Annotated in this window: 17 protein-coding genes; 2 read left to right on the top strand and 15 right to left on the bottom strand. The window is 37.3% G+C overall.

The window, feature by feature from the left end:
- Nucleotide 1: 1 nt before the first annotated feature.
- The 14 genes from HMPREF2628_RS00100 to HMPREF2628_RS00165 all read right to left on the bottom strand — a co-directional run bounded on the left by HMPREF2628_RS00100 (nucleotide 2) and on the right by HMPREF2628_RS00165 (nucleotide 16085).
- Entirely contained in the window at nucleotides 2-1417 is a 1416-nt protein-coding gene (locus HMPREF2628_RS00100; protein ID WP_070841977.1) for a flippase, read from the bottom strand.
- 153 nt (nucleotides 1418-1570) lie between these two features.
- On the bottom strand, nucleotides 1571-2524 hold the full coding sequence (locus HMPREF2628_RS00105; protein ID WP_070841978.1) for a glycosyltransferase family 2 protein: 954 nt from the start codon (nucleotides 2522-2524) through the stop codon (nucleotides 1571-1573).
- A 1-nt stretch (nucleotide 2525) separates the two neighbouring features.
- The gene (locus HMPREF2628_RS00110) at nucleotides 2526-3530 is read right to left on the bottom strand and encodes a glycosyltransferase family 2 protein (protein ID WP_070841979.1); all 1005 of its coding nucleotides are present in this window, start codon (nucleotides 3528-3530) and stop codon (nucleotides 2526-2528) included.
- 8 nt (nucleotides 3531-3538) lie between these two features.
- Entirely contained in the window at nucleotides 3539-4621 is a 1083-nt protein-coding gene (locus HMPREF2628_RS00115; protein WP_070841980.1) for a glycosyltransferase family 4 protein, read from the bottom strand.
- Between the two features lie 7 nt (nucleotides 4622-4628).
- Entirely contained in the window at nucleotides 4629-5465 is an 837-nt protein-coding gene (locus HMPREF2628_RS00120; protein WP_070841981.1) for a LicD family protein, read from the bottom strand.
- A gap of 97 nt (nucleotides 5466-5562) precedes the next feature.
- Nucleotides 5563-6780: a polymerase gene (locus tag HMPREF2628_RS00125; RefSeq protein ID WP_070841982.1), complete on the bottom strand. Its 1218-nt coding sequence runs from the start codon at nucleotides 6778-6780 to the stop codon at nucleotides 5563-5565.
- 18 nt (nucleotides 6781-6798) lie between these two features.
- Entirely contained in the window at nucleotides 6799-7593 is a 795-nt protein-coding gene (locus tag HMPREF2628_RS00130; protein WP_049493100.1) for a DUF4422 domain-containing protein, read from the bottom strand.
- A 215-nt stretch (nucleotides 7594-7808) separates the two neighbouring features.
- Nucleotides 7809-8402, bottom strand: a complete 594-nt coding sequence (locus HMPREF2628_RS00135; RefSeq protein WP_125415637.1) for a sugar transferase — start codon at nucleotides 8400-8402, stop codon at nucleotides 7809-7811.
- A 98-nt stretch (nucleotides 8403-8500) separates the two neighbouring features.
- Nucleotides 8501-9193, bottom strand: coding sequence for a tyrosine-protein kinase (locus HMPREF2628_RS00140; RefSeq protein WP_049493106.1), 693 nt, complete (start codon nucleotides 9191-9193; stop codon nucleotides 8501-8503).
- Nucleotides 9194-9202: 9 nt separating this feature from the next.
- Nucleotides 9203-9895, bottom strand: a complete 693-nt coding sequence (cpsC, locus tag HMPREF2628_RS00145; RefSeq protein WP_070841983.1) for a capsular polysaccharide biosynthesis protein CpsC — start codon at nucleotides 9893-9895, stop codon at nucleotides 9203-9205.
- A gap of 8 nt (nucleotides 9896-9903) precedes the next feature.
- Entirely contained in the window at nucleotides 9904-10635 is a 732-nt protein-coding gene (gene cps4B, locus HMPREF2628_RS00150) for a capsular polysaccharide biosynthesis protein Cps4B (RefSeq protein WP_061864733.1), read from the bottom strand.
- 1 nt (nucleotide 10636) lies between these two features.
- A complete protein-coding gene (locus HMPREF2628_RS00155; protein WP_070841984.1) occupies nucleotides 10637-12082 on the bottom strand; it encodes an LCP family glycopolymer transferase CpsA in 1446 nt (481 codons plus the stop codon).
- A 241-nt stretch (nucleotides 12083-12323) separates the two neighbouring features.
- Nucleotides 12324-14282: a peptide ABC transporter substrate-binding protein gene (locus HMPREF2628_RS00160; protein ID WP_070841985.1), complete on the bottom strand. Its 1959-nt coding sequence runs from the start codon at nucleotides 14280-14282 to the stop codon at nucleotides 12324-12326.
- A gap of 195 nt (nucleotides 14283-14477) precedes the next feature.
- Entirely contained in the window at nucleotides 14478-16085 is a 1608-nt protein-coding gene (locus tag HMPREF2628_RS00165; protein ID WP_070841986.1) for a glycoside hydrolase family 13 protein, read from the bottom strand.
- Nucleotides 16086-16237: 152 nt separating this feature from the next.
- Between HMPREF2628_RS00165 and HMPREF2628_RS00170 the strand changes: the two genes are divergently transcribed.
- The gene (locus tag HMPREF2628_RS00170) at nucleotides 16238-17722 is read left to right on the top strand and encodes a DUF1846 domain-containing protein (protein ID WP_070841987.1); all 1485 of its coding nucleotides are present in this window, start codon (nucleotides 16238-16240) and stop codon (nucleotides 17720-17722) included.
- 94 nt (nucleotides 17723-17816) lie between these two features.
- Complete coding sequence (locus tag HMPREF2628_RS00175; RefSeq protein ID WP_000032557.1) at nucleotides 17817-18299, top strand: S-ribosylhomocysteine lyase; 483 nt, start codon at nucleotides 17817-17819, stop codon at nucleotides 18297-18299.
- A 60-nt stretch (nucleotides 18300-18359) separates the two neighbouring features.
- Here HMPREF2628_RS00175 and HMPREF2628_RS00180 read toward each other — a convergent pair whose 3' ends face one another.
- Nucleotides 18360-20465, bottom strand: a complete 2106-nt coding sequence (locus HMPREF2628_RS00180) for an ATP-dependent Clp protease ATP-binding subunit (protein ID WP_070841988.1) — start codon at nucleotides 20463-20465, stop codon at nucleotides 18360-18362.
- Nucleotides 20466-20500 lie beyond the last annotated feature (35 nt).

The following is a 20500-nucleotide window of genomic DNA, read 5'->3' on the forward strand; positions in this document are numbered from 1 at the left end:
TCTAGTTTTTCCTAATAATTTGTTTTAATTCTTTCACATCTACCACTTTCAGAGATAGGATAGCAATTAGATAAAAAATCCCACCAAGCACTGCAAATACAAAAACATTTATAGTTGGCGAAAAATGTATAACTGTTTTTGAACCTAGCAGAATACCATACATGATAGCCGATGCTAGAACAATTTTTGTCATAGATCCGATAATCGGAATTTCTTTTAGGTATTTGCGAGTAAAGTATAATTGTATCGCCCATACTAGCGCTTCTGTCAATACAGAAACAATGGCTGCTCCGATATATCCAAGTTTTGGAAGGAATAGTAAATTCAAACCTACACTGATAATGGCAGGAGCTGTTGTTGAAATCATGAATTCTTTATTTTGATTGTGAGGTATCAGCATCTGAATTCCCATGATATTGGTCCAACCGATAAAGAACATACGGAAGATCATAATGGCGATTGCATAACGTGCATCCTGAAAATCTTGACCAAGGAAAAACTGAACAAAATCGTCATTGACAATCAAGATTCCTGCCATCATTGGGAAAATCACTAAATTATAAACGAGGAAGGACATTTCATGCATCTTATTGACTGCCTTATGATCACCTGTCGCTAACAAATGAGCGACACGAGGTAACATAACGCTTCCCAAGGAAGTTACCAAGGTCAGAAGGATATTTACCAACTTTAGAGCCTGATCATAAATCCCTACATCTTTTGTAGAAGCCAAGGCTCCAAGCATGGTACGATCTAACGTAACATACAAGGAAATCGCCACTTGCGGAAGGAACAATAATATGACGGGCTTCACATGATGCCTAGCATATTCTATGTCAAAATGCGGTCTACCGATAAACTCTCGAGCAGGCAACCACATACTTAGTTGCCCCAAAAGTTCAAATACAGTTAGCAAAAAAACATAGAGATATAGGTCATTTGCAGATTTGACAAAGAGGAAGATTGAAATGACTCCAACAAGCTTGACCGTAATATTTCGAACAGTAATCTTTCGAAAATCCTCCACCCCTTGAAAGAGCCAGGAAATGTCTAAACCTTTTGAAACTAAGCTCAAGCCTAGAATGTAGGCTACCGAATTTTGCATAAAGGGAAGAGTCAAACAAAGAAGAACATACAAGGACAGAGAAAGTACTGTTGCACCTAATTGCAGAGAGTAGATCCCCCAAAAGTTTTTTTCAATTTCCTTGCGATGTCCTGAAATGACCTTGGTCCCATAGTTAGCAACTCCTAGCGTCGCTAAGAGGATGAAGTAGGTGACAATGGAATTAAAGTATCCGTACGTCCCTAAATCATCCGAAGAAAAGACCCGTGTTACGTAGGGAGTCGTAATAATCGGGAGTAAAATCACCAACAGTTGGTAAGATAGATTGTAGGCGTAGTTTTTTAGTACTTTCATCTCAACCTGCCCTATTATAATCAATCAGTGACATTGAAAATCGTGAACGAACAGACTTATAATGGGCAATTCTTCTAAACGCTTCTTTCATATTTCCTCTTTCCTACAATTTTTTGACACTTGTTGCAAATTAAATTGGATCTATGTATCATACTATCGTAGCAACAAATACAATTTAGGGCTAAACATAAAAATAAGGTATTTTAGTTTTAGTTTCCATGATAAGTTACTATTTTTTAGTAACTCACTCATTTCGACTCTCAACAACTCTTTATCTTTTGAAAAATCTTTTAAGCCTGAGTCAGCTTTTGCACCAATCACTACAAAACCACCTAATAATTTTTTAGCTTGCAAAGCTTGCTTTAATTCTGGACTTTGAATGTACTCTCTTTTAATAACTTCCTCATTTTTTGCAACAGCTTCAAAGAAATCATATCTTTTTTCAGTAAATGTCGAACGAACTATACTCCCTTCCCTCCGATAGTAATTGTAGGTTTCAAGTGGAGTAATCACGATTCTTTCAGCTAAGGCAAGGTGTTCTCCTACAACATAAAAATCCTCATAGATTTTTCCAACTGGGAATGGGACGCGTTCCAATATGCTTTTTTTATAAAGCTTAGCACAGGCAGAGACGGTTGCAACTTTGTCTTCCAACATCAGTTCTAAGGCCTTCTCCTTTGTAATCACACTCAAACTTTCATAGTCTGACTGTTTAAGATGATGGGAACTATAATCATTATATTTTGAAGTAGCTTTCACTTTTGTTGAAATCAAATCTGCTTGATGCGTTTCCTGTATTTTTACCATTAATTCCAGCGTATAGTCTTCAAGGTAATCATCTGGATCTAAAAAGAAAATCCAATCCGAGTTGGCTTTTGTCACTCCAAAGTTACGCGCATCAGATAAGCCTCCATTTTCCTTGTGAAAAAGATGGATGTTTTCATATTTTCGAGCGTAATCTTCACACAATCGAGGAGAATCATCTATGGAACCGTCATTGACGAGGATTATCTCAAAATTTTGATAGGTTTGTTTCAGCAAGCTATCTATCGCATAATGCAGATAGTCTGCAACATTATAAACCGGAATAACGATGCTGATAAACATCCTAAACGCCTCTCTCTTTTTCTTTCTTTTTAGAGTATTTTTTCAAAATTGGATTAAGTATTAAGGCCATTGCAAATTTTGTCTTATAGTTCAAAAAAGACAATCTGTCAAACTTTTTCGTAGGAATATAGTCATATGAACTTTTCTCAATTTTGCTATATAGTTCCTTCAAGAGTGTTTCGGAATCATTAACCATCCAAGACAAATCAACCTGCAAACTGATGAGATAAACTAAGGTTTCAGAAACTACTCGGTTTAAAACGGGTTCACTTTCAATTTTTGTAAAATAATCTAGAACTGAATTTGTAACAGTCAAATGATGACGGACATTACGCTTCATACTCTCGATATTCATACTTTGCTCTGGTCTACCTATGTAGTATTGATAAATGTCATAGTCCCAATAACTGAAACTATGAACATACTCCAAAGGAAAGAGTGTGTATTGAATATCAACATAAAATGTTTTTTCACTTAAACGAATCTTGTTTTCCGACAAGATTGATGTCTTATAAGTAACCGAGTGCATCGGGATGCGAACATCCGGAATTCCCATGTTTTTTTTGCCAATTTCATACTTGTCTACGAAGTCATTTCGTACCGTAGTATTGTTATAGACATGCTGCTCTGTAAAATCTGTAATCACCATATCCACATTAACAGTTTCAAGAGCATCTAAAAACTTTTCAAATTCTGATGGAATAACCCAGTCATCCCCATCAATCACTTTAAAAAATTTTCCCTTTGCTTCTTGAATACCGCGATTGATTGTCGAACCATGACCGCCATTTTCTTTTGTAATGACACGGCCATCCAGCAACGAATCTTTGGCTAATATTTTTTCTGCTACTAAAGCCGTATCGTCTGTACTTCCATCATTGACAACCAGTACTTCAAATTTATCTTTATAATCCGGGTGTACTTGTTGAAAAGACTCCAGCCCTTTTGAAATGTAGTTCTGAATATTATAACTGGGCATTACAATTGTTAACAAACAATCCTTCATCCTATCTCCTAAATCGTCTCAATTAGTTCAAGCCACTGCTTGAGAATTTTATCTTTATTAAATTTATTCATATTGTCTTTTGCATGTTCTGAGAAAGACTGTCTCATAACTTCATCTCCCATCAGTTCAAGTAATTTTTCGCTCAACTTGTCCGTATTATAACACTCAACCAGAAATCCATTAACTCCATCTTTGACAATTTCATTAGGTCCTGTTGGACAACTGAAGCTAACTATAGGAAGATTGTATTGTTGGGCTTCCAGTAGGACTAGAGGTAGACCTTCATAGCGAGAAGTCATGACATAAATTCCTTTATCTCCATAAATCAAATCCTGATTTTTTTCGAGTCCTTTTATGACTAACTTATCCTGTAAATTATTTTCGTTGATTAAATCTCTGATTTTATCTACTTCATCTTGTTCACCTGAACCGTAGATTTCCCAAGTCCAGTTAGATTTCTCATTTAATACCTTCTTGGCAACTTGAACAAGATAATCATAGCCCTTTTGATAATCGAAGCGACCTACTGTTACAATTTTCGCCGACTCATCGTTATAAGCTACATTGGAAATACCATCTTCTTTCCAATTATAGATATAATCAATTTTTTTCTCAGAAATACCATATCTTTTTATATAATTTCTACGATCTTCTTGTGTGAGAGTAATAATCTTGTCTGCAAATTTAGCACCAACATATCTCTGGATTTTTTTAACTTTAGTATCAATGTCAACTATTGAGTTTGTGTGGTCACAAGAAATAAATTTTGTTTTTAAACCAAAAGTACTTGCTACACCTACTGAATTCATGCTCATTCCGATACCAAACACAATATCAATACCTTGCTCCGTCAAATAACTCCTTAGTAACTTAACAGCGGAAAGAAAATTCTTACTCATAGAAATTTTTTTAGGTGATAAATTTCTATATTTAACTGAGTCTTTTACTGGAAAAAAATTTGTTTCTGTAGAAATCATGGATAGTAAATGTACTTCATACATTTCTGATAATTCATTCGCAAGGCTCGTAGCTACTTTCAAGCCTCCATCCGTTCTATCAATACTCCATTTCACTAAAGCGATTTTTTTCATGTTTCAACTACTCCCATTCTTCGTTATCACCAAGAGATATTATCTTATAGTGATGTTGGTTTCGCTTATCTTCTGGAGGTAACTGCATATAATTCTCTCCATAAATCGCTACCAAATATTCTTTATACTTACGAGGACAACTCAGATCAATCCCTTCAAACTCTATTGATACTGGCTCTCCAAAATAATCTGAAGGTACGATTTCTCTAAGTTTATATGCTCCCGTAAAATTTCCTGCATAAGCTTCATCAAACGAATATTTTTTTATCGTTTGTAAATATTTTTTTTGTGCCCATGTAAAGGAAATAATCTTCTCAATATTAACAGCATTCGCAAAAGTAATAATTGTCTTTTCAATTAATGGGCGATTTTCTTTTTTCTGATTCACCAAACTATTGAATTGCGAGAGTTGAACCATCATCCTAGCGTACAAGTACCTAAAAGAATGAATTTTTTTCTTTAAAACATTAGATGGCATACCATCCAACGGGAAAATGTCTATCCACAAACTTTCTACCAATTCTTCTTTACTATAATTCATGATGATTTTTGTAGAATCATCTCGAATTACAGAGAAAGCTTTTTTGTAGTTTAATGTATCTTCGCTTAAAAACTTGTAGTTTTCTGGCAAGACATTTGAAGCTATTTTTTTAAACTTTTCGTAATCCTCTCTCGGCATACCGATATCAATATCATCATCCCAAGGTATAAATCCTTTATGACGTACCGCTCCTAACAAGGTCCCACCTAGAGCATAGTAGGTCAGGTTATTTTCTTCACATATACTAATGAACTCTTTTAAGATAGATAAAATCTTATCTTGGATGATTTTTATATCCGACACACTTCCCCCCCTATATAAAAATAGCAAAACTCGATATACAACAGTCTTCTCCGGCTATACTCTTGTAAGTTCTTGCTAAATATTTCTTAGCATACCACTATATAATTTCTTCAAAAGAATTCCCCCCTAACTCTTCATCACTTTCATCAGAAAATTGGTAATCTGAGTAAATTAAACTACCTATCAAAATCCAAAAGATATTGTAATGGAGGTACAAATTTAGATCGTCTATCATAGACTGAAAACTCATCACAATTAAAATAAAAGCAATAATCCACTGATTTTTCTTGATAGCTTTAGAAAGTGTTAACGTTAATAGCGTTACCATTAAAACTAGAACGAGTAAACCAAATTTTTGTAGAACTTGAATATACAAATTATCAACATACAGATATGTCTGATAATTTCTAACTCCTTCAACGGTCAGACCATTGCCATTCCATTCAACTGGTTTCCCAAATAAACCAAAACCAAATAATTCCAGAGATTTATTAGCCAAGTATAATCTACCACCTAACGCCTGATTTAACTTGAAAAAGAAACCATTTACAAAATAATTGTTTGATCCGAGATAATTTATTGTAATCCAAAAGCTAATTATTGCATTAAAAATAAAGGTGAATTTGAAAATTTTAAACACATTCCCTAACTTAGACAATATATTAGGGAACCACTTTATTAGTATATTGAAGGCTAACAATATACAAGAATTGTAAAATGTTAAGCGAGAATCAGTTTGTCCATATACCCAATAAACAGACAAGGATAGTAATAACCACTGCCAATATCTTATGTTGTTTTTATTTATATAGAGTGTAGTAGCAACTACATTCATAAGTAAGATCGATGGAAGTAGGGCATATCTGAACCCTAGATAACTACGGACTCGAGTCCCAGAAATTTCTAAATAGTTTGTAATAACTCCCATATTTGCGCTAAATATAACAAACAGTAACATCAGAACACTTACTACTAAGGAAGTTTTTGCTACACTTTTAAAAGGTATATCACGTAAAGCGTATATAAAAAATAGACTTATCGCAATATTTGAACTTAAAGTACTTATTTTCCCTATAATCAAATAAATTAAAACTGTAATAATTAAACCTATAATAGTTCTATAATCATAATCCTTTTTATATAACTCTTTTATAACTAACAAAGCGAGTGAAATGGCTATCAGCACCTTATAAGCAATTCTTGGTAGATGTTGAACATAAAAAGTAGCATCTAAAATTGAAACAAATAAAAATATCCCTAGAGCAGTAAGAGCTAAAATTTCTGGCAAAGACCTTTTTTGTACTACTATTTTCATCACTATTTTTATTCCTAACTAAAAACTCTGTCCATATTTTTTCCCAAAGAATTTTGCTTGTAGGAAAGATTTTCCTTTTTGAATCAAGTCAATTTTCTCCATATAGATAAACGGTATCTCTTTTACTCGCAAACCTTGTTTTGCCAACCAAACGTTGAACAAACGTTCACTGATACGACCAAATAATCTAGCATCAAAAGCAGAATAGTCTGTAATGTCTAATCTTCTATAGAGTTCATCGACAATCGGGAATAACCATTCACAATAGGCTGCTACATTTTCTTTAGACATGATAAACATATTGAACATATAGCCACTGCGTTGTTTCATGACCTGATCAAAAGCGACGATATAATCCGGTCTCAATTCACTCACAATCTGGCGTGTCACATCTAAATGGTTGGCATCGTGAGTATGTGCATAGTGTGAGTATAGCGTTTCAATATAATATTTCCTTTTTTTAGGAACAACAACATCATATTTTGACAGCAAGTTTTTAACTTCTGACTTTGAAAGAATAATATCATCCATACTAATTGCTTCTCTATATGAGTGTCGTTTTGATGTGAAATATCTGCGGTAATGTACCAATCCAAGATAATCACATTCTAAATTTTTCCAAGCCCAATATAATCCTGTTAATTCACAATAATAAGGATTAAGGTGAGAAATATGAACTCCTTGATTATCTGGTTGATAACCTAAATCTTCCTTACCCTCACTACCAACTTGGATAGGGATATACAAGTCCTTATCCTCTGGCATTTGAAATTGTTTATGTGTCGCAACTATGATTCTATACGTTTTAGACATTTCTATATCCTAATTCAATTCCCTTCATCCATATCTAGCTCAACTACCTTTTAATCAAAATTGTAATCATTCTCTGTTGAAAAAATATCCAGTCAAAATAGATTTTCACTAAAACTATCTTGACCCAAAAAGATAAAATTGAATACCAAAGATATCCTTTTTGTATTCAATTTTATCTTTATATGTTCCACTTCATACTGACTCAGCTTAAATTCTCAATGAGCTCCGTCACCGGATAACACTCTTCTAATAGTCAAAAAGAAAATTTTGATGTCTAACCACAAAGACTGATTTCTAGGATAATATAATTCCATTTCACAACGTTCAGGATAATATACTCGACTCCTACCTGAAATTTGCCATATCCCCGTAATCCCAGGACGAACAGACAATAAAACTTCCTGCTCTTCCTCAGAATATTCATCTAGTTCATTTTCAAGAATTGGCCTTGGCCCAATAAGACTCATATCACCTAGTAACAAATTTATAAACTGAGGAACTTCATCAATACTTGTTCTTCTTATAAAATCTCCAATATTTGTAAGCCGTGGATCCTCGTTTGGTGGCAATTTATAGCTATTGTTTTTATATTTTTCATAAAGTTCCTTATTCGAGATCAGAATTTCTTCTGCATTTTCGACCATCGATCTAAACTTAATGATTTTAAATTTTTTCCCTCTGAGACCTACTCTATATTGTGTAAAAAATATACTTCCTTTATAACCTTTAATCTTGTAGATTGAAAAGATAGTTAGAGAACAGGGTAAAACGATAAATATTGTTCCACACAAACCGATAAATACATCCATAAATCTTTTAAAACAAAAATAGATTATATTATTTTGTTTCACCTAAACTCCCCTCCTTGTAATAACATCCTCAGAAAATTTTATAACTACAAGAGCCCCTATTTTCTCCCATAATTTCCGTAAGAACCATACTCACCGTAAGAACCATATTTCTCAGCTGAAGTATTGAATTTATTTAATACAACTCCCAAGAATGGTTTATTCGTTTGTTCCAATTGATCTTTAGCCTTCTGAACATCTTTTCTGTTCGCCTCTCCTGCCGCAGTAACTAAAACAGATGCATCACATTTTTGTGTGATAATAGCTGCGTCGATAACGATACCAATAGGCGCTGTATCAACAATAATATAATCAAAATATTTGCGAAGTGTGTCAATCATAGTACTGAAGTTTTCACTTTGCAATAAAGCAGTTGGGTTGGGCGAGATAGACCCAGCTTGAACCACAAATAGATTTTCAACATTGGTATCACATAGACCATGAGATAGATCTGTTGTTCCAGATAAAAACTCTGTCAATCCAGTAATTTTTTCACGTGATTTGAAGACACCTGACATGACGGAATTCCGAATATCAGCGTCTACTAACAAGGTCTTATAACCTGCACGCGCGAATGCCCAAGCAATATTCGTAGAAGTCGTTGACTTTCCTTCACCCGGTTTTACAGAAGTGATAGAAATCACTTGTAAATTATTTCCACTCAATTGTATATTCGTACGCAAGGCATTATAGTATTCTTCCGCTTTTTTGGCCAGATCTAATTTTTTCTGTGCTATTTCTAATGTCGGCATATCTCTCTCCTATTTCAATTTATTCAAATTTGGAACAACTCCCAACAATGCGATTTGCATAACATCTTCAATATCCTCTGGACGTTTCACTCGTGTGTCAACCAGTTCAACGATCAGAACAACGATAACCGTAAAGACTGTTCCTCCAAGTAGACCTATAATTGTATTTCTACGAATATTTGGAGAAGATGGTGCTGTAGCCGGACGAGCTTCTTCAAGTGTTGTGACATCAGAAACGCGTGTGATACTGATAATCTTTTCAGCAGCTACTTCTCTCAAGGAGTTAGCAATACGACTAGCTTCCTCAGGGACTCTATCATTAACTGAAATAGATACGATACGGGTATCGACTGGTACGGTTACCTTGACTTTACTAGCCAAATCTTTTGGTGATAAATCTAATTTCAAATTAGATGTAACTTTCTCCAAAACATCTTGAGATAAAATAATTTCACGATAGTCTTTAACCAAGTATGATCCAGCTTGCAAGTCTTGGTTTGTCAAACCAGGTTTATCCCCCTGATTACGGTTGACTACATAAATCCGTGTAGTACTAGTGAACTCCGGTTTAACGATAAAAGCACTATAGGCAAAAGCTAAAGCTCCAGCTACAATTGCTACTAATGCAATTAGAATTTTTCTTTTCCAAAGAATTTTAAATAGGTGAAATACATCGATTTCCATAGTATTTTGTTCTTTCATATTTTCTCCTAAATTATTTGATCCATTATAATTTTCCTAGGGTTCTCTACAAATAGCTCTTCCGCCTTGCCCCTACCATACTTTTTAGAAATAATCTGATAAGCCTCCTCCATATAAGGGGGTCTACTATCTAGGTTATGCATATCACTTGCAATGACATGAACCAGGTCTCTCTCCAAAAAATATTGGGCTCTCTTTTTCATGAATTTATAGGTTTCACCAAAGAGCTTAGGTTTTAGAACATGAGAACTATTTACTTGCGTATAGCATCCCATATCAATCAGTTCCTGAACACGTTTTTCATTGTTTTCCAGAGCATCATAACGTTCAATATGAGCAATCACTGGTGTAATCCCTAACATCAAAATATTGCTTAATCCTTTATGAATATCGCGATAGGGTGTATTCATACTAAATTCAATCAAAGCATAACGACTGTTATTGAGAGTAGGAATGCGCTTGTTTTCTAATTTTTCTAGAACATCTGGAGTATAGTATATCTCTGCTCCGTAAGCAATGACCAAATCATCTGCCACTTCTTTAGCAATCTCACGAACCTTTAAAAAATTCGTCGCTATTTTTTCTTCTGGAGTCTCAAACATCCCTTTTCGACGATGGGAAGTTGAAACAATCATCCTAACTCCTTGATTATATGCTTCTCTTAAAAGAGCTTCACTATCTTCTATAGACTTTGGACCATCATCTACATCAAAGACAATGTGAGAGTGGATATCAATCATATCATCTTCCCTCCATCACATCTTGTATCGCACTTTTAGCAGTTGCTAAACTACTATCATCGATTTCCATCATATAGAGGTTACTACCTGGCATAGCATAAGAAGGAAGTCCCATTTGACCTGTACCTTTGAGGTCTTGGGAGTTAACCTTATAACTACCACCGCTCTCCAATTGAGCATTAATCAAATCCATCATCGTTTCGATCGGCATATTTGTTTGAAGGGAATCTTGCAAACCTTGAAGAATATCACTATAATTTTTCAAGGCTTCGGTAGAAGTTAATTTCTGAATGATTGCGACAATAACCTTTTGTTGATTACGACCACGGTCACGATCACCATCAGCCAACGAATAGCGTTCACGAACAAACCCAAGAGCTTGTTCAGAATCTAAATGAACATTCCCTATAGAATAATGCTTCCCATTTGTATGAGCAGTAAATTCTTGATCATTGTACACATCTACACCGCCTAAAAGGTCAATCAACTTCAAAAACGAAGTGAAGTTCAGGCGAACATAGTAGTTAATATCAACTCCATAAAGATTTTCCAAAGTATGAATAGAGGAGTCTACTCCATAAATACCTGCATGAGTCAACTTATCTTTTTGATTATTCCCGCCGTCAGCAATCGGAACATAAGAATCTCGAGGGGTTGTTGTCAATAGAATTTTTTTTGAATCTTGATTAACAGTCATCAAAATGTTGACATCTGAACGAGAAACTGAACTAATTGGTCCGTAAGTGTCAATACCACTCACATAGACATTGAAGGATTTGTTCTTAGAAACTTTAGGAGCAGCTACTTCTTTGGTGATATTTTTAGTGTAGATTTTCCTAATTTTTGATGCGTAATCAGGGTATTCAGATTCTATAATATTTTCAAAGACGCTATTTAAGACAATCGCTTTTGCTTCACCTGATACCAAGCTCTTATAAGCTGCAAGGTATGAGGTGCTTTGTTCAACCGTCAATTCTTTGCTCTGACTAGTTTTGATATCAGCTATCAATTTTTGAATATTATCATTATCAGTATCCGTAGGTCCTGTAACACTATCTAATTGCGTGACATTATGAACGTCACTATCTTTCAGAACAACAACACTCATTGAGTATTCTGAGTAATTTGACGTAGAATTGATATGACTAGTAAAGCCGACAAATTGTTGCAGTGCAAAAAAAGAAACTGAACTCATTAAAATAGCTAGTGTTAAAAAGAAAATTGTAAACTTTTCTGCTTTTCTATAAATGATCAAAAGCAGACTCGCTAAAGCGACCAAAATCACTACAGTTGCCGTTATGACATTCAGGTATCTAAACGCCAATATATTATGTCTAAAAATCAAGAACAGCAAAAAACCACCCAATAATACATAAATGGTTAATAAAGCTATATTAATGCTCCGCTTAACTTTACCCGAACGGGCTCTTTTTGAACGTTTATTCATAGTTTTCCCCTATATGTTGATTATCAGAATTATTATATCACAATCATGAAATAATTTCCATTTATTCCTTTTTTTATCAGCGTTTTCAATACATCTTCTAAATGCACTCCGAAGGAATAATTGTTTTTTTATAACCTGTATAGTATCTATCGCTTCCTATTTTGACATTCTCGTTTCATAGACAGAGGAATACGAATCAAAAATATAACAAACAAGGTCCCTTACGGAACCTCGCTCATCTTTATTTAACATGATTTTCTGCTTCTTTTTGAGCTTTTTCGATTGCTTTTTTGCTTTCTTGCTCCCATTTAGTCTTAGCTTCTTCAAACTGTTTGGTTGTCACAGTATCTTTTTGCAGTTTCATGTACTTGTAGTTATTGCCGTCACCCTTGATGCCGACTAGTGAATAACCTCTTGTAAATGGCGTTACTTTGGTTACAGATGCTGTTCCACCGCTTGACATAGCTGACATAATCAGAGAATTATCAATCATCCAAGCCTGTGCTTCAGCATATTTTTCATAGCGTTTGGCTACATCTTTATTTTCGCTATCTGCATCTTTGAGCATCTTGGTGTAAGTATCAAGATCCAGACTAGCAATTTTCGTTTTATCTTCCTGAGCATCTAGACCAAAGATCTTGAGGTAGAATCCATCCTCTGCATTGAAAGGATTGAGATAAGTTGACGGATCTTGGTAATCACCTACCCAGCCATCAAAGTTCAAATCATAGTCTCGATCAGCTGGTGTCGGTGCTAAGAAGGCTACGTTATTAAAATCATCTGTTGACAGTTGCTGAACATCAATGACAATGTTATCAGCACCTAAAACCGACTCAAGGGTCTGCTTAACTGAGTTCATGCCTGTCACAGCATTTTTACTTGTCTGATCAACTGCAACATCCAAGTGAATTGGGAAAGTCACACCTTGACTTGCCATTTCTTTTTTAGCTTCCGCAAATTTTGCTTGGGCTTTTTCTTTGTTGAAATAGGCATCCTGAGCATCTGCCAGGTTCATACCTGACCATTCTGTGCCATAGTTAACCAATTTAGAAGCGACTACTTCTCCAAAGGTCTTGTCTCCAACTTGGACAAATGTTGGAGGCACTAGGGTGTTACGAAGAGTCTTGCTAGCTGCTTCTTCCCCATTTGACTGAGCAGAATAGGCTGTGCGGTCCAAGGCAAAGTTCACCGCTTGGCGGAAGTTTTTGTTCAAGACAGCTGTCTCAGTTGACTTCTTCTGCTCATCTGTCGTTTTAGACGTATGGTTGTAAGCCTTACGGTTAACGTTGAAATTGAAGTACCAAGAAGTCTTATCCTGCAAGCTATAGACGATATTATCCTTATATTTTTCCTTGGTCTTGGCAAAGTTAGAACTATTTGGATAAACCCCAGCGATAGAATAAGCTCCACTTTCAAAGTTACGGATAGTCAATTCTTGGTCTGAGCCATCAAAATAAGCCAATTTTACGTGTTCAATCGATACTTTATCGTGATCGTAGTAATGCGGATTTTTCACATACTCGATCGATGATTTCGATGTGAAATCTTTTAACAAATAAGGTCCGCTGTAGAGAATGCTATCTGGAGATAGGGTCCCAAAATCTTTCCCTTTTGAGTTTAAAAACTCTTCATTTACCGGGAAAAGAATACTATTGGTTGTTTTTGAATTCCAGTAAGGCTCTGGACGTGCCAAAGTATACTCAACAGTCTGGTCGTCAATAGCTTTCACCCCAACCTTAGAGAAATCAGAATCCGCTCCTGTAATATAATCATTCAAACCCTTGATCGAGTTTTGAATCAAGTCAATGGCCTGTGATTTATTATCCACTGCGTACTTGATACCTGTCACAAAATCTTGTGCTTTGACTGGGGCGTACTCTTCACCGTCAGCCGTGAACCATTTGGCATCTTTTCTCAGTTTGTAGGTATAAGTCAGACCGTCGCTTGAAACAGACCAGTCTTCTGCCAAAGACGGAACTAAGTTCCCGTAGTTGTCATTTTCAAGCAAACCATCAACTAGGTTGGTAATGATGGCTGTATTATCAGCGTAGTAGTCTAATAAATAATTAAATGTAGTTGGGTTTCCACTAAAGGTTGATGAGTAAGTTTTTGTATCTGAACCTGATTGTCCGCAAGCAGCTAAAAGCAAAGCAGCCGCAAAGGTCAGGCCTGCGCTAAGAACACGCTTTTTTGTAGTCATCTTCTTTCTCCTTTATGTTAGTTTTTATAACATAAATTTATTTTACCAAAACAGTGGGAATTTGTAAAGTTAATTGAATTTCTAGAATGAAAGTTTATAAACTTTTGCCATAAAAAAACAAAGGATTTCTGTCTTTCATACAGTCCTCCCTTGTTTTTATACGATTTCAATTTTAAATTTTTCTGCAAAAAATGTTTATAGTAATTCCACACAGAAAGCATCCCATGGAGCTAAGATTTGTTTTTCAAAAACTTCTTGAGCCACGGTGTTTTCAATCAAGACAGATTTAACTTTTCCTTCTACGGCCAAGCCTTGCTCTTCATTGGACAAGTTGGCCACAACTAGGAAACGACGGTCGCCATCTTTACGAATATAGGCAAAGACCTTGTCAGCTGTATCAAGCAATTCAAAGTCAGCTCGAATCAGCCAGCTGTTCTCCTTACGGATTTGAACCAACTTCTGATAGGTATAGAAAATAGATTCTGGATTTGCCAGCGCTTCTTGAACGTTGATTTCTTCGTAGTTTGGATTAACTGCCAACCAAGGTTGACCTGTTGAGAAACCAGCATTTTTGCTCTCATCCCATTGCATAGGGGTACGGGCATTGTCACGACCAATGACACGGATACTGTCCATGATTTCTTCCATCGACACAGCTTTTTCAAGAGCTTCACGCGCATAGTTGAGAGATTCAATATCTTCTACTTGCTCCAGTGTCTCAAACGGATAGTTGGTCATCCCAATCTCCTCACCTTGGTAGATATAAGGTGTTCCTCTCATCAAATGAAGCAAAATCGCAAAAGCTTTGGCAGATTTTTCACGGTATTCTTGGTCATTTCCCCAGATAGAGACGATACGAGGGAGGTCATGATTGTTCCAGAAGAGGGAATTCCAACCATCCTCAACTCCTAACTCTGTCTGCCATTTGTTGAAAATCTCTTTTAACTTAGCGATATTCAGCTCTTTTTGATAATGCCATTTAGGTTGCCCTTCCTGATACTGAAGACAGATGTGTTCAAACTGGAAGACCATAGACAATTCTTGCCCTTTTGGATCAGAGTAGAGTTTGGCAATCTCTGGCGTTGCTCCCCAAGTTTCCCCTACTGTCAAGAGATTCTTATCTCCAAAGGTTGCCTGGTTCATTTCCTTAAGATAGGGGTGGAGCATAGGACCGTTATTGACTACTTTCTCATCAGGAATTTTACCAATCATATCAATGACATCCATACGGAAACCGCCAATACCTTTATCAATCCAGAAGTTCATCATCTCGTAAATTTTCTGGCGTAGTTTTTCATTTTTCCAGTTGAGATCAGGCTGTTTCTTGCTGAAAAAGTGGAGATAGTATTGACCTGACTTTTCATCGTATTCCCAGGCAGACCCACTAAAGATAGAATCAAGATCATTTGGCTCATCACGCCAGATATAGTAGTCTCTCTCAGGACTGTCAGGATTTTCACAGGCCTCGACAAACCAAGCATGTTCATCTGAGGTATGATTGACCACCAAGTCCATGATGATGCGAATATCACGCTTCTTAGCTTCTGCGATCAATTGATCCATATCCTCCATGGTCCCGAAAATAGCTGCAATCGCTTGATAATCAGCAATATCATAACCATTATCGTCCATAGGGCTGTCATAAACGGGAGAAAGCCAAATCGCTGTGATCCCTAGCTTGGCTAGATAGTCTAACTTACTAGTAATTCCTGGCAAATCGCCAATTCCATCTCCGTTGCTGTCCATAAAACTCTTGGGATAAACTTGATAGACTACGGCATTGTGCCACCATTTTTCTTGCATCTTCTTACCTCATTATTTTAATAATCTAAAGTCTATGATAGCGCTTTTGGGAATTTTGTGCAAGCGTTTGCCTAATCTTTTTGATTCCTTTTTTAACTCCATAGTTTCCTAACTTCCAATTTTTTATTATAATAGAGGTCAGAGGTAAAAAAATGAAAAAACAAGCTTTTAGTTCTGAACAATATTTGAATCTACAGCGCGACCACATCTTGGAGCGCATTAACCAATTTGACGGCAAGCTCTACTTGGAGTTTGGTGGCAAAATGTTAGAAGATTTCCACGCTGCTCGTGTCCTTCCTGGTTATGAGCCTGACAACAAAATCAAGCTCTTACAAGAATTGAAAGAGCAGGTTGAGGTTGTGATTGCTATTAATGCAAGTAATATCGAGCATTCCAAAGCACGTGGTGACTTGGGCATTTCTTATGACCAAGAAGTTCTTCGCTTGATTGACAAATTCAATGAACTGGGAATTTTTGTCGGCTCAGTGGTCATCACACAGTACGCTGGCCAACCCGCTGCAGATGCCTTCCGCAACCAACTTGAGAAAAACGGAATTGATTCTTATCTTCACTATCCAATCAAAGGATATCCGACAGATATGGACCACATCATTTCTCCAGAAGGCATGGGGAAAAATGACTACATCAAAACCAGTCGCAACTTGATTGTCGTAACCGCTCCTGGACCTGGTTCTGGAAAATTGGCAACTTGTATGTCAAACATGTACCACGACCAAATCAATGGTATCAAGTCTGGTTACGCTAAATTTGAAACCTTCCCAGTTTGGAATCTTCCTCTTCATCACCCAGTAAATTTGGCCTACGAGGCTGCAACCGCAGACCTTGATGATGTCAACATGATTGACCCCTTCCATCTCCAAACCTATGAAGAAACCACTGTCAACTACAACCGTGATATCGAAATCTTCCCTGTGCTTAAGCGTATGTTGGAACGTATCCTAGGTGAATCTCCATACGCTTCACCAACAGACATGGGTGTCAATATGGTTGGTTTCGCTATAACAGATAATGAGGCTGCTATCGAAGCTTCTAAGCAAGAAATCATCCGCCGCTACTATCAAACTGTTCTTGATTTTAAAGCCGAAAAAGTTGGTGAAGCAGCTGTCAAGAAAATTGAGTTGCTCATGAACGACCTGGGTATCACACCTGCAGACCGCAAGGTTGCAGTTATCGCCCGTCAAAAAGCAGAAGAAACTAGCGGACCAGCCCTAGCCCTTGAATTGCCAAATGGGGAAATCGTCACAGGTAAAAACTCAGAACTCTTTGGCCCTACAGCCGCTGCTCTTATCAACGCTATCAAGAAATCAGCTGATATTGCTAAAGAAGTGAAACTAATCGAACCTGAAGTTGTTAAGCCAATCCAAGGTCTTAAAATCGATCATCTCGGCAGTCGCAATCCGCGTCTTCATTCAAATGAAATCCTGATTGCACTTGCTATCACAGCTACAGAAAATCCTGATGCTGCTCGTGCTATGGAAGAGCTTGGCAACCTCAAAGGAAGCGAAGCCCACTCAACCATCATCTTGACAGATGAAGACAAGAACGTCCTTCGTAAACTGGGTATCAACGTAACCTTTGACCCTTACTACCAATACGATCGCTTGTATCGTAAATAAAGATTTGAACCTCTCCACTCTCGGAGAGGTTTTCTCTCTGTCTCAGGAGCCAGCTTTGTGTTATAATGAAAGAAGAAAACTGAAAGGATTTACCATGTCAAAAGAAGTTATTGTTGAAAGTTTTGAACTTGACCACACCATTGTTAAAGCACCCTATGTTCGCTTGATTGGGGAAGAAACAGGGCCAAAGGGAGACGTTATCTCCAACTTTGATATTCGCTTGGTGCAACCAAACGAAGACTCTATCCCTACCGCTGGCTTGCACACTATTGAGCACCTCTTGGCCAAACTCATCCGTACCCGAATTGACGGCATGATTGACTGTTCACCATTTGGTTGCCGTACAGGCTTCCACATGATTATGTGGGGGCGCCACACCAGTGCTGAAATCGCGGCTGTTATCAAGGATTCGCTCAAGGAAATCGCTGAGACTACTACTTGGGAAGACGTCCCTGGAACAACCATCGAATCTTGCGGCAACTACAAGGATCACAGCCTCTTTTCTGCTAAAGAATGGGCAAAACTCATCCTTGAACAAGGGATTTCAGACGATGCCTTTGAACGCCATGTCATCTAAACACAAAAAAGGAACCAGTTTTTTTCAGCTGGTTCCTTTTTTTATTTTCAAAATCTTGATTTAGGCTTTTTCACGAATGACCAAAACACCATCTTCCATGTCAGCTTCTAGGTGTTTAGCATCAAGGTTATCCAAGTGGAAGTCTGTGACTTTGTCACGGATTTGTTGTTCAACCACACGACGGAGTGGACGGACACCCATGACTTCATCGTAGCCTTCCTCAGTCATGTATTCTTTAGCAGCTTCGCTCACTGCCAAGTCAATGTCTTTCTTAGAAAGCGTCTTGTTAACTTCAACCAACATAAGGTCCACAATCTTAGAAAGGTCTTCCTTAGTCAAGTGTGAGAACTCAATGACTGCGTTAAAGCGGTTGAGGAATTCTGGACGGAAGAATGGTTTCAAACGGTCCATCAATTCTGGCTTGTCCGCATCTTCTGTCAAGTTGGCTTCATAGCCAAATCCAGCATTTGAGGTCGCAATAATGACAGTGTTCTTGAAGTTTACTGTATTTCCTTGACCATCTGTCAAACGACCATCATCTAGAACTTGGAGGAGAAGGGTAATGACTTGAGGGTCAGCCTTTTCAATTTCATCCAAGAGAATGATAGAGTATGGATTGCGACGAACACGTTCTGTTAAGGTATTGCTATTGTCATCATAACCCACATAACCAGCTGTTGTACCGATTAGCTTAGAAACGGCTGTGCGGTCACTGTATTCAGACATATCCAAACGGATGATCGCATCCTTGGTTCCAAACATATCAAGCGCCAATTGCTTAGCAAGCTCTGTCTTACCAACACCAGTAGGACCTACAAAGAGGAAGCTACCGATTGGACGGTTACCTTCATCAAAACCAGCACGGTTACGACGGATAGCTTTTGCTACTGCTTCAACGGCCTTATCTTGACCGATTACCTTATCTTGCAAACGATGACCCATATCTTTCAAACGTTCGATGTCCGTAGCCCCCATTTGAGATACTGGAATACCCGTCATACGTTCTACAGATTCAGCCACATCGTTGACACTTGCAGTCACTTTCATATCTTCTGTATGGTTTTCGATTTTCTTTTCCAATTCTGCAATGCGTGTTTTATAGTTTAGAGCTGCTTCAAAATCTTCTGCCTCAACTGCTTTTTCTTGCTTGTCTTTTTCTGCCTCAATTTCACGTTCAACAGCATGAACATCTGTTACTGGATGCTGAGCTGCCAAGTGAGCCGCCGTAACATCGACAAGATCGATAGCCTTATCTGGCAAGCTACGTTGTGGAATATATTGAACAGAGTAATCAACGGCAGCTTTTAAGACTTCATCTGGCAAAATAACATTGTGGTGTTGTTGATAAAGATCTCGAATACCTTGAAGAATCTTGAAAGTATCTTCAGCAGATGGAGCATTAACCTTCACTTCGTTGAAACGACGAGCAAGGGCTGCATTTTTCAAGATAGTATTACGGTATTCATCTTGAGTAGTTGCGCCAATCACTGTCAATTCTCCACGTGAAAGAGCTGGTTTCAAGATATCAGCAAGACCTTTAGACCCTTGACCATCACCTGTGCTACCAGCACCAAGAATTTGGTGAATTTCATCAAAGAAGAGGATAATATTTCCCGCTTCTTTGACCTCATTGACTAAGTTTTGAACGTTTTCTTCAAAACTACCGCGGTATTGAGTCCCAGCCTCAAGACCAGAGATATCGATGGAAATAATTTCCTTGTTCTTAATAGCAGCTGGAACATCACCGTTCACAATGGCTTGTGCCAAACCTTCGACAACTGCTGTCTTACCAACACCTGCGTCTCCAACCAAAACAGGATTGTTCTTAGTACGGCGTGAGAGGATTTCAGATGTCTCTTGAATTTCCTTGTTTCGTCCGATGACTGGATCTAGCTTGCCCTCACGCGCTTCTGCTGTCAAGTTTCGACCCAGTTTAGCAAGGACACCGTCTTGTTTCATACCTGATGTCTGTTGTGGCATTTGTCCATCAGTTTCTGCATTTCCTGGCAATTGACCAGTTGCACGATAGTGAGCAAATTCCTCAGGTGTCACTTCACGTCCATTAATCAAGTAACGACGATTTTCAGAACTATATCCTCGCATACCACCCATCAATTGGTTAAATAAATCATCCATGTTGTTAAAATTATTAAAGTTGTTATTCATATTCTTTACCTCTTTTTATTATTTATTATTACTGA

The sequence above is a fragment of the Streptococcus sp. HMSC063B03 genome (assembly GCF_001836965.1).
Taxonomy (GTDB): Bacteria; Bacillota; Bacilli; order Lactobacillales; family Streptococcaceae; genus Streptococcus; species Streptococcus pneumoniae_F.

What these genes read in the sequence shown, in the direction of transcription:
- HMPREF2628_RS00100 (WP_070841977.1), bottom strand. Translation starts at nt 1,417, where the DNA reads ATGAAAGTACTAAAAAACTACGCCTACAATCTATCTTACCAACTGTTG.
- HMPREF2628_RS00105 (WP_070841978.1), bottom strand. Translation starts at nt 2,524, where the DNA reads ATGTTTATCAGCATCGTTATTCCGGTTTATAATGTTGCAGACTATCTG.
- HMPREF2628_RS00110 (WP_070841979.1), bottom strand. Translation starts at nt 3,530, where the DNA reads ATGAAGGATTGTTTGTTAACAATTGTAATGCCCAGTTATAATATTCAG.
- HMPREF2628_RS00115 (WP_070841980.1), bottom strand. Translation starts at nt 4,621, where the DNA reads ATGAAAAAAATCGCTTTAGTGAAATGGAGTATTGATAGAACGGATGGA.
- HMPREF2628_RS00125 (WP_070841982.1), bottom strand. Translation starts at nt 6,780, where the DNA reads ATGAAAATAGTAGTACAAAAAAGGTCTTTGCCAGAAATTTTAGCTCTT.
- HMPREF2628_RS00130 (WP_049493100.1), bottom strand. Translation starts at nt 7,593, where the DNA reads ATGTCTAAAACGTATAGAATCATAGTTGCGACACATAAACAATTTCAA.
- HMPREF2628_RS00135 (WP_125415637.1), bottom strand. Translation starts at nt 8,402, where the DNA reads ATGGATGTATTTATCGGTTTGTGTGGAACAATATTTATCGTTTTACCC.
- HMPREF2628_RS00140 (WP_049493106.1), bottom strand. Translation starts at nt 9,193, where the DNA reads ATGCCGACATTAGAAATAGCACAGAAAAAATTAGATCTGGCCAAAAAA.
- cpsC (WP_070841983.1), bottom strand. Translation starts at nt 9,895, where the DNA reads ATGAAAGAACAAAATACTATGGAAATCGATGTATTTCACCTATTTAAA.
- cps4B (WP_061864733.1), bottom strand. Translation starts at nt 10,635, where the DNA reads ATGATTGATATCCACTCTCACATTGTCTTTGATGTAGATGATGGTCCA.
- HMPREF2628_RS00155 (WP_070841984.1), bottom strand. Translation starts at nt 12,082, where the DNA reads ATGAATAAACGTTCAAAAAGAGCCCGTTCGGGTAAAGTTAAGCGGAGC.
- HMPREF2628_RS00160 (WP_070841985.1), bottom strand. Translation starts at nt 14,282, where the DNA reads ATGACTACAAAAAAGCGTGTTCTTAGCGCAGGCCTGACCTTTGCGGCT.
- HMPREF2628_RS00165 (WP_070841986.1), bottom strand. Translation starts at nt 16,085, where the DNA reads ATGCAAGAAAAATGGTGGCACAATGCCGTAGTCTATCAAGTTTATCCC.
- HMPREF2628_RS00170 (WP_070841987.1), top strand. Translation starts at nt 16,238, where the DNA reads ATGAAAAAACAAGCTTTTAGTTCTGAACAATATTTGAATCTACAGCGC.
- HMPREF2628_RS00175 (WP_000032557.1), top strand. Translation starts at nt 17,817, where the DNA reads ATGTCAAAAGAAGTTATTGTTGAAAGTTTTGAACTTGACCACACCATT.
- HMPREF2628_RS00180 (WP_070841988.1), bottom strand. Translation starts at nt 20,465, where the DNA reads ATGAATAACAACTTTAATAATTTTAACAACATGGATGATTTATTTAAC.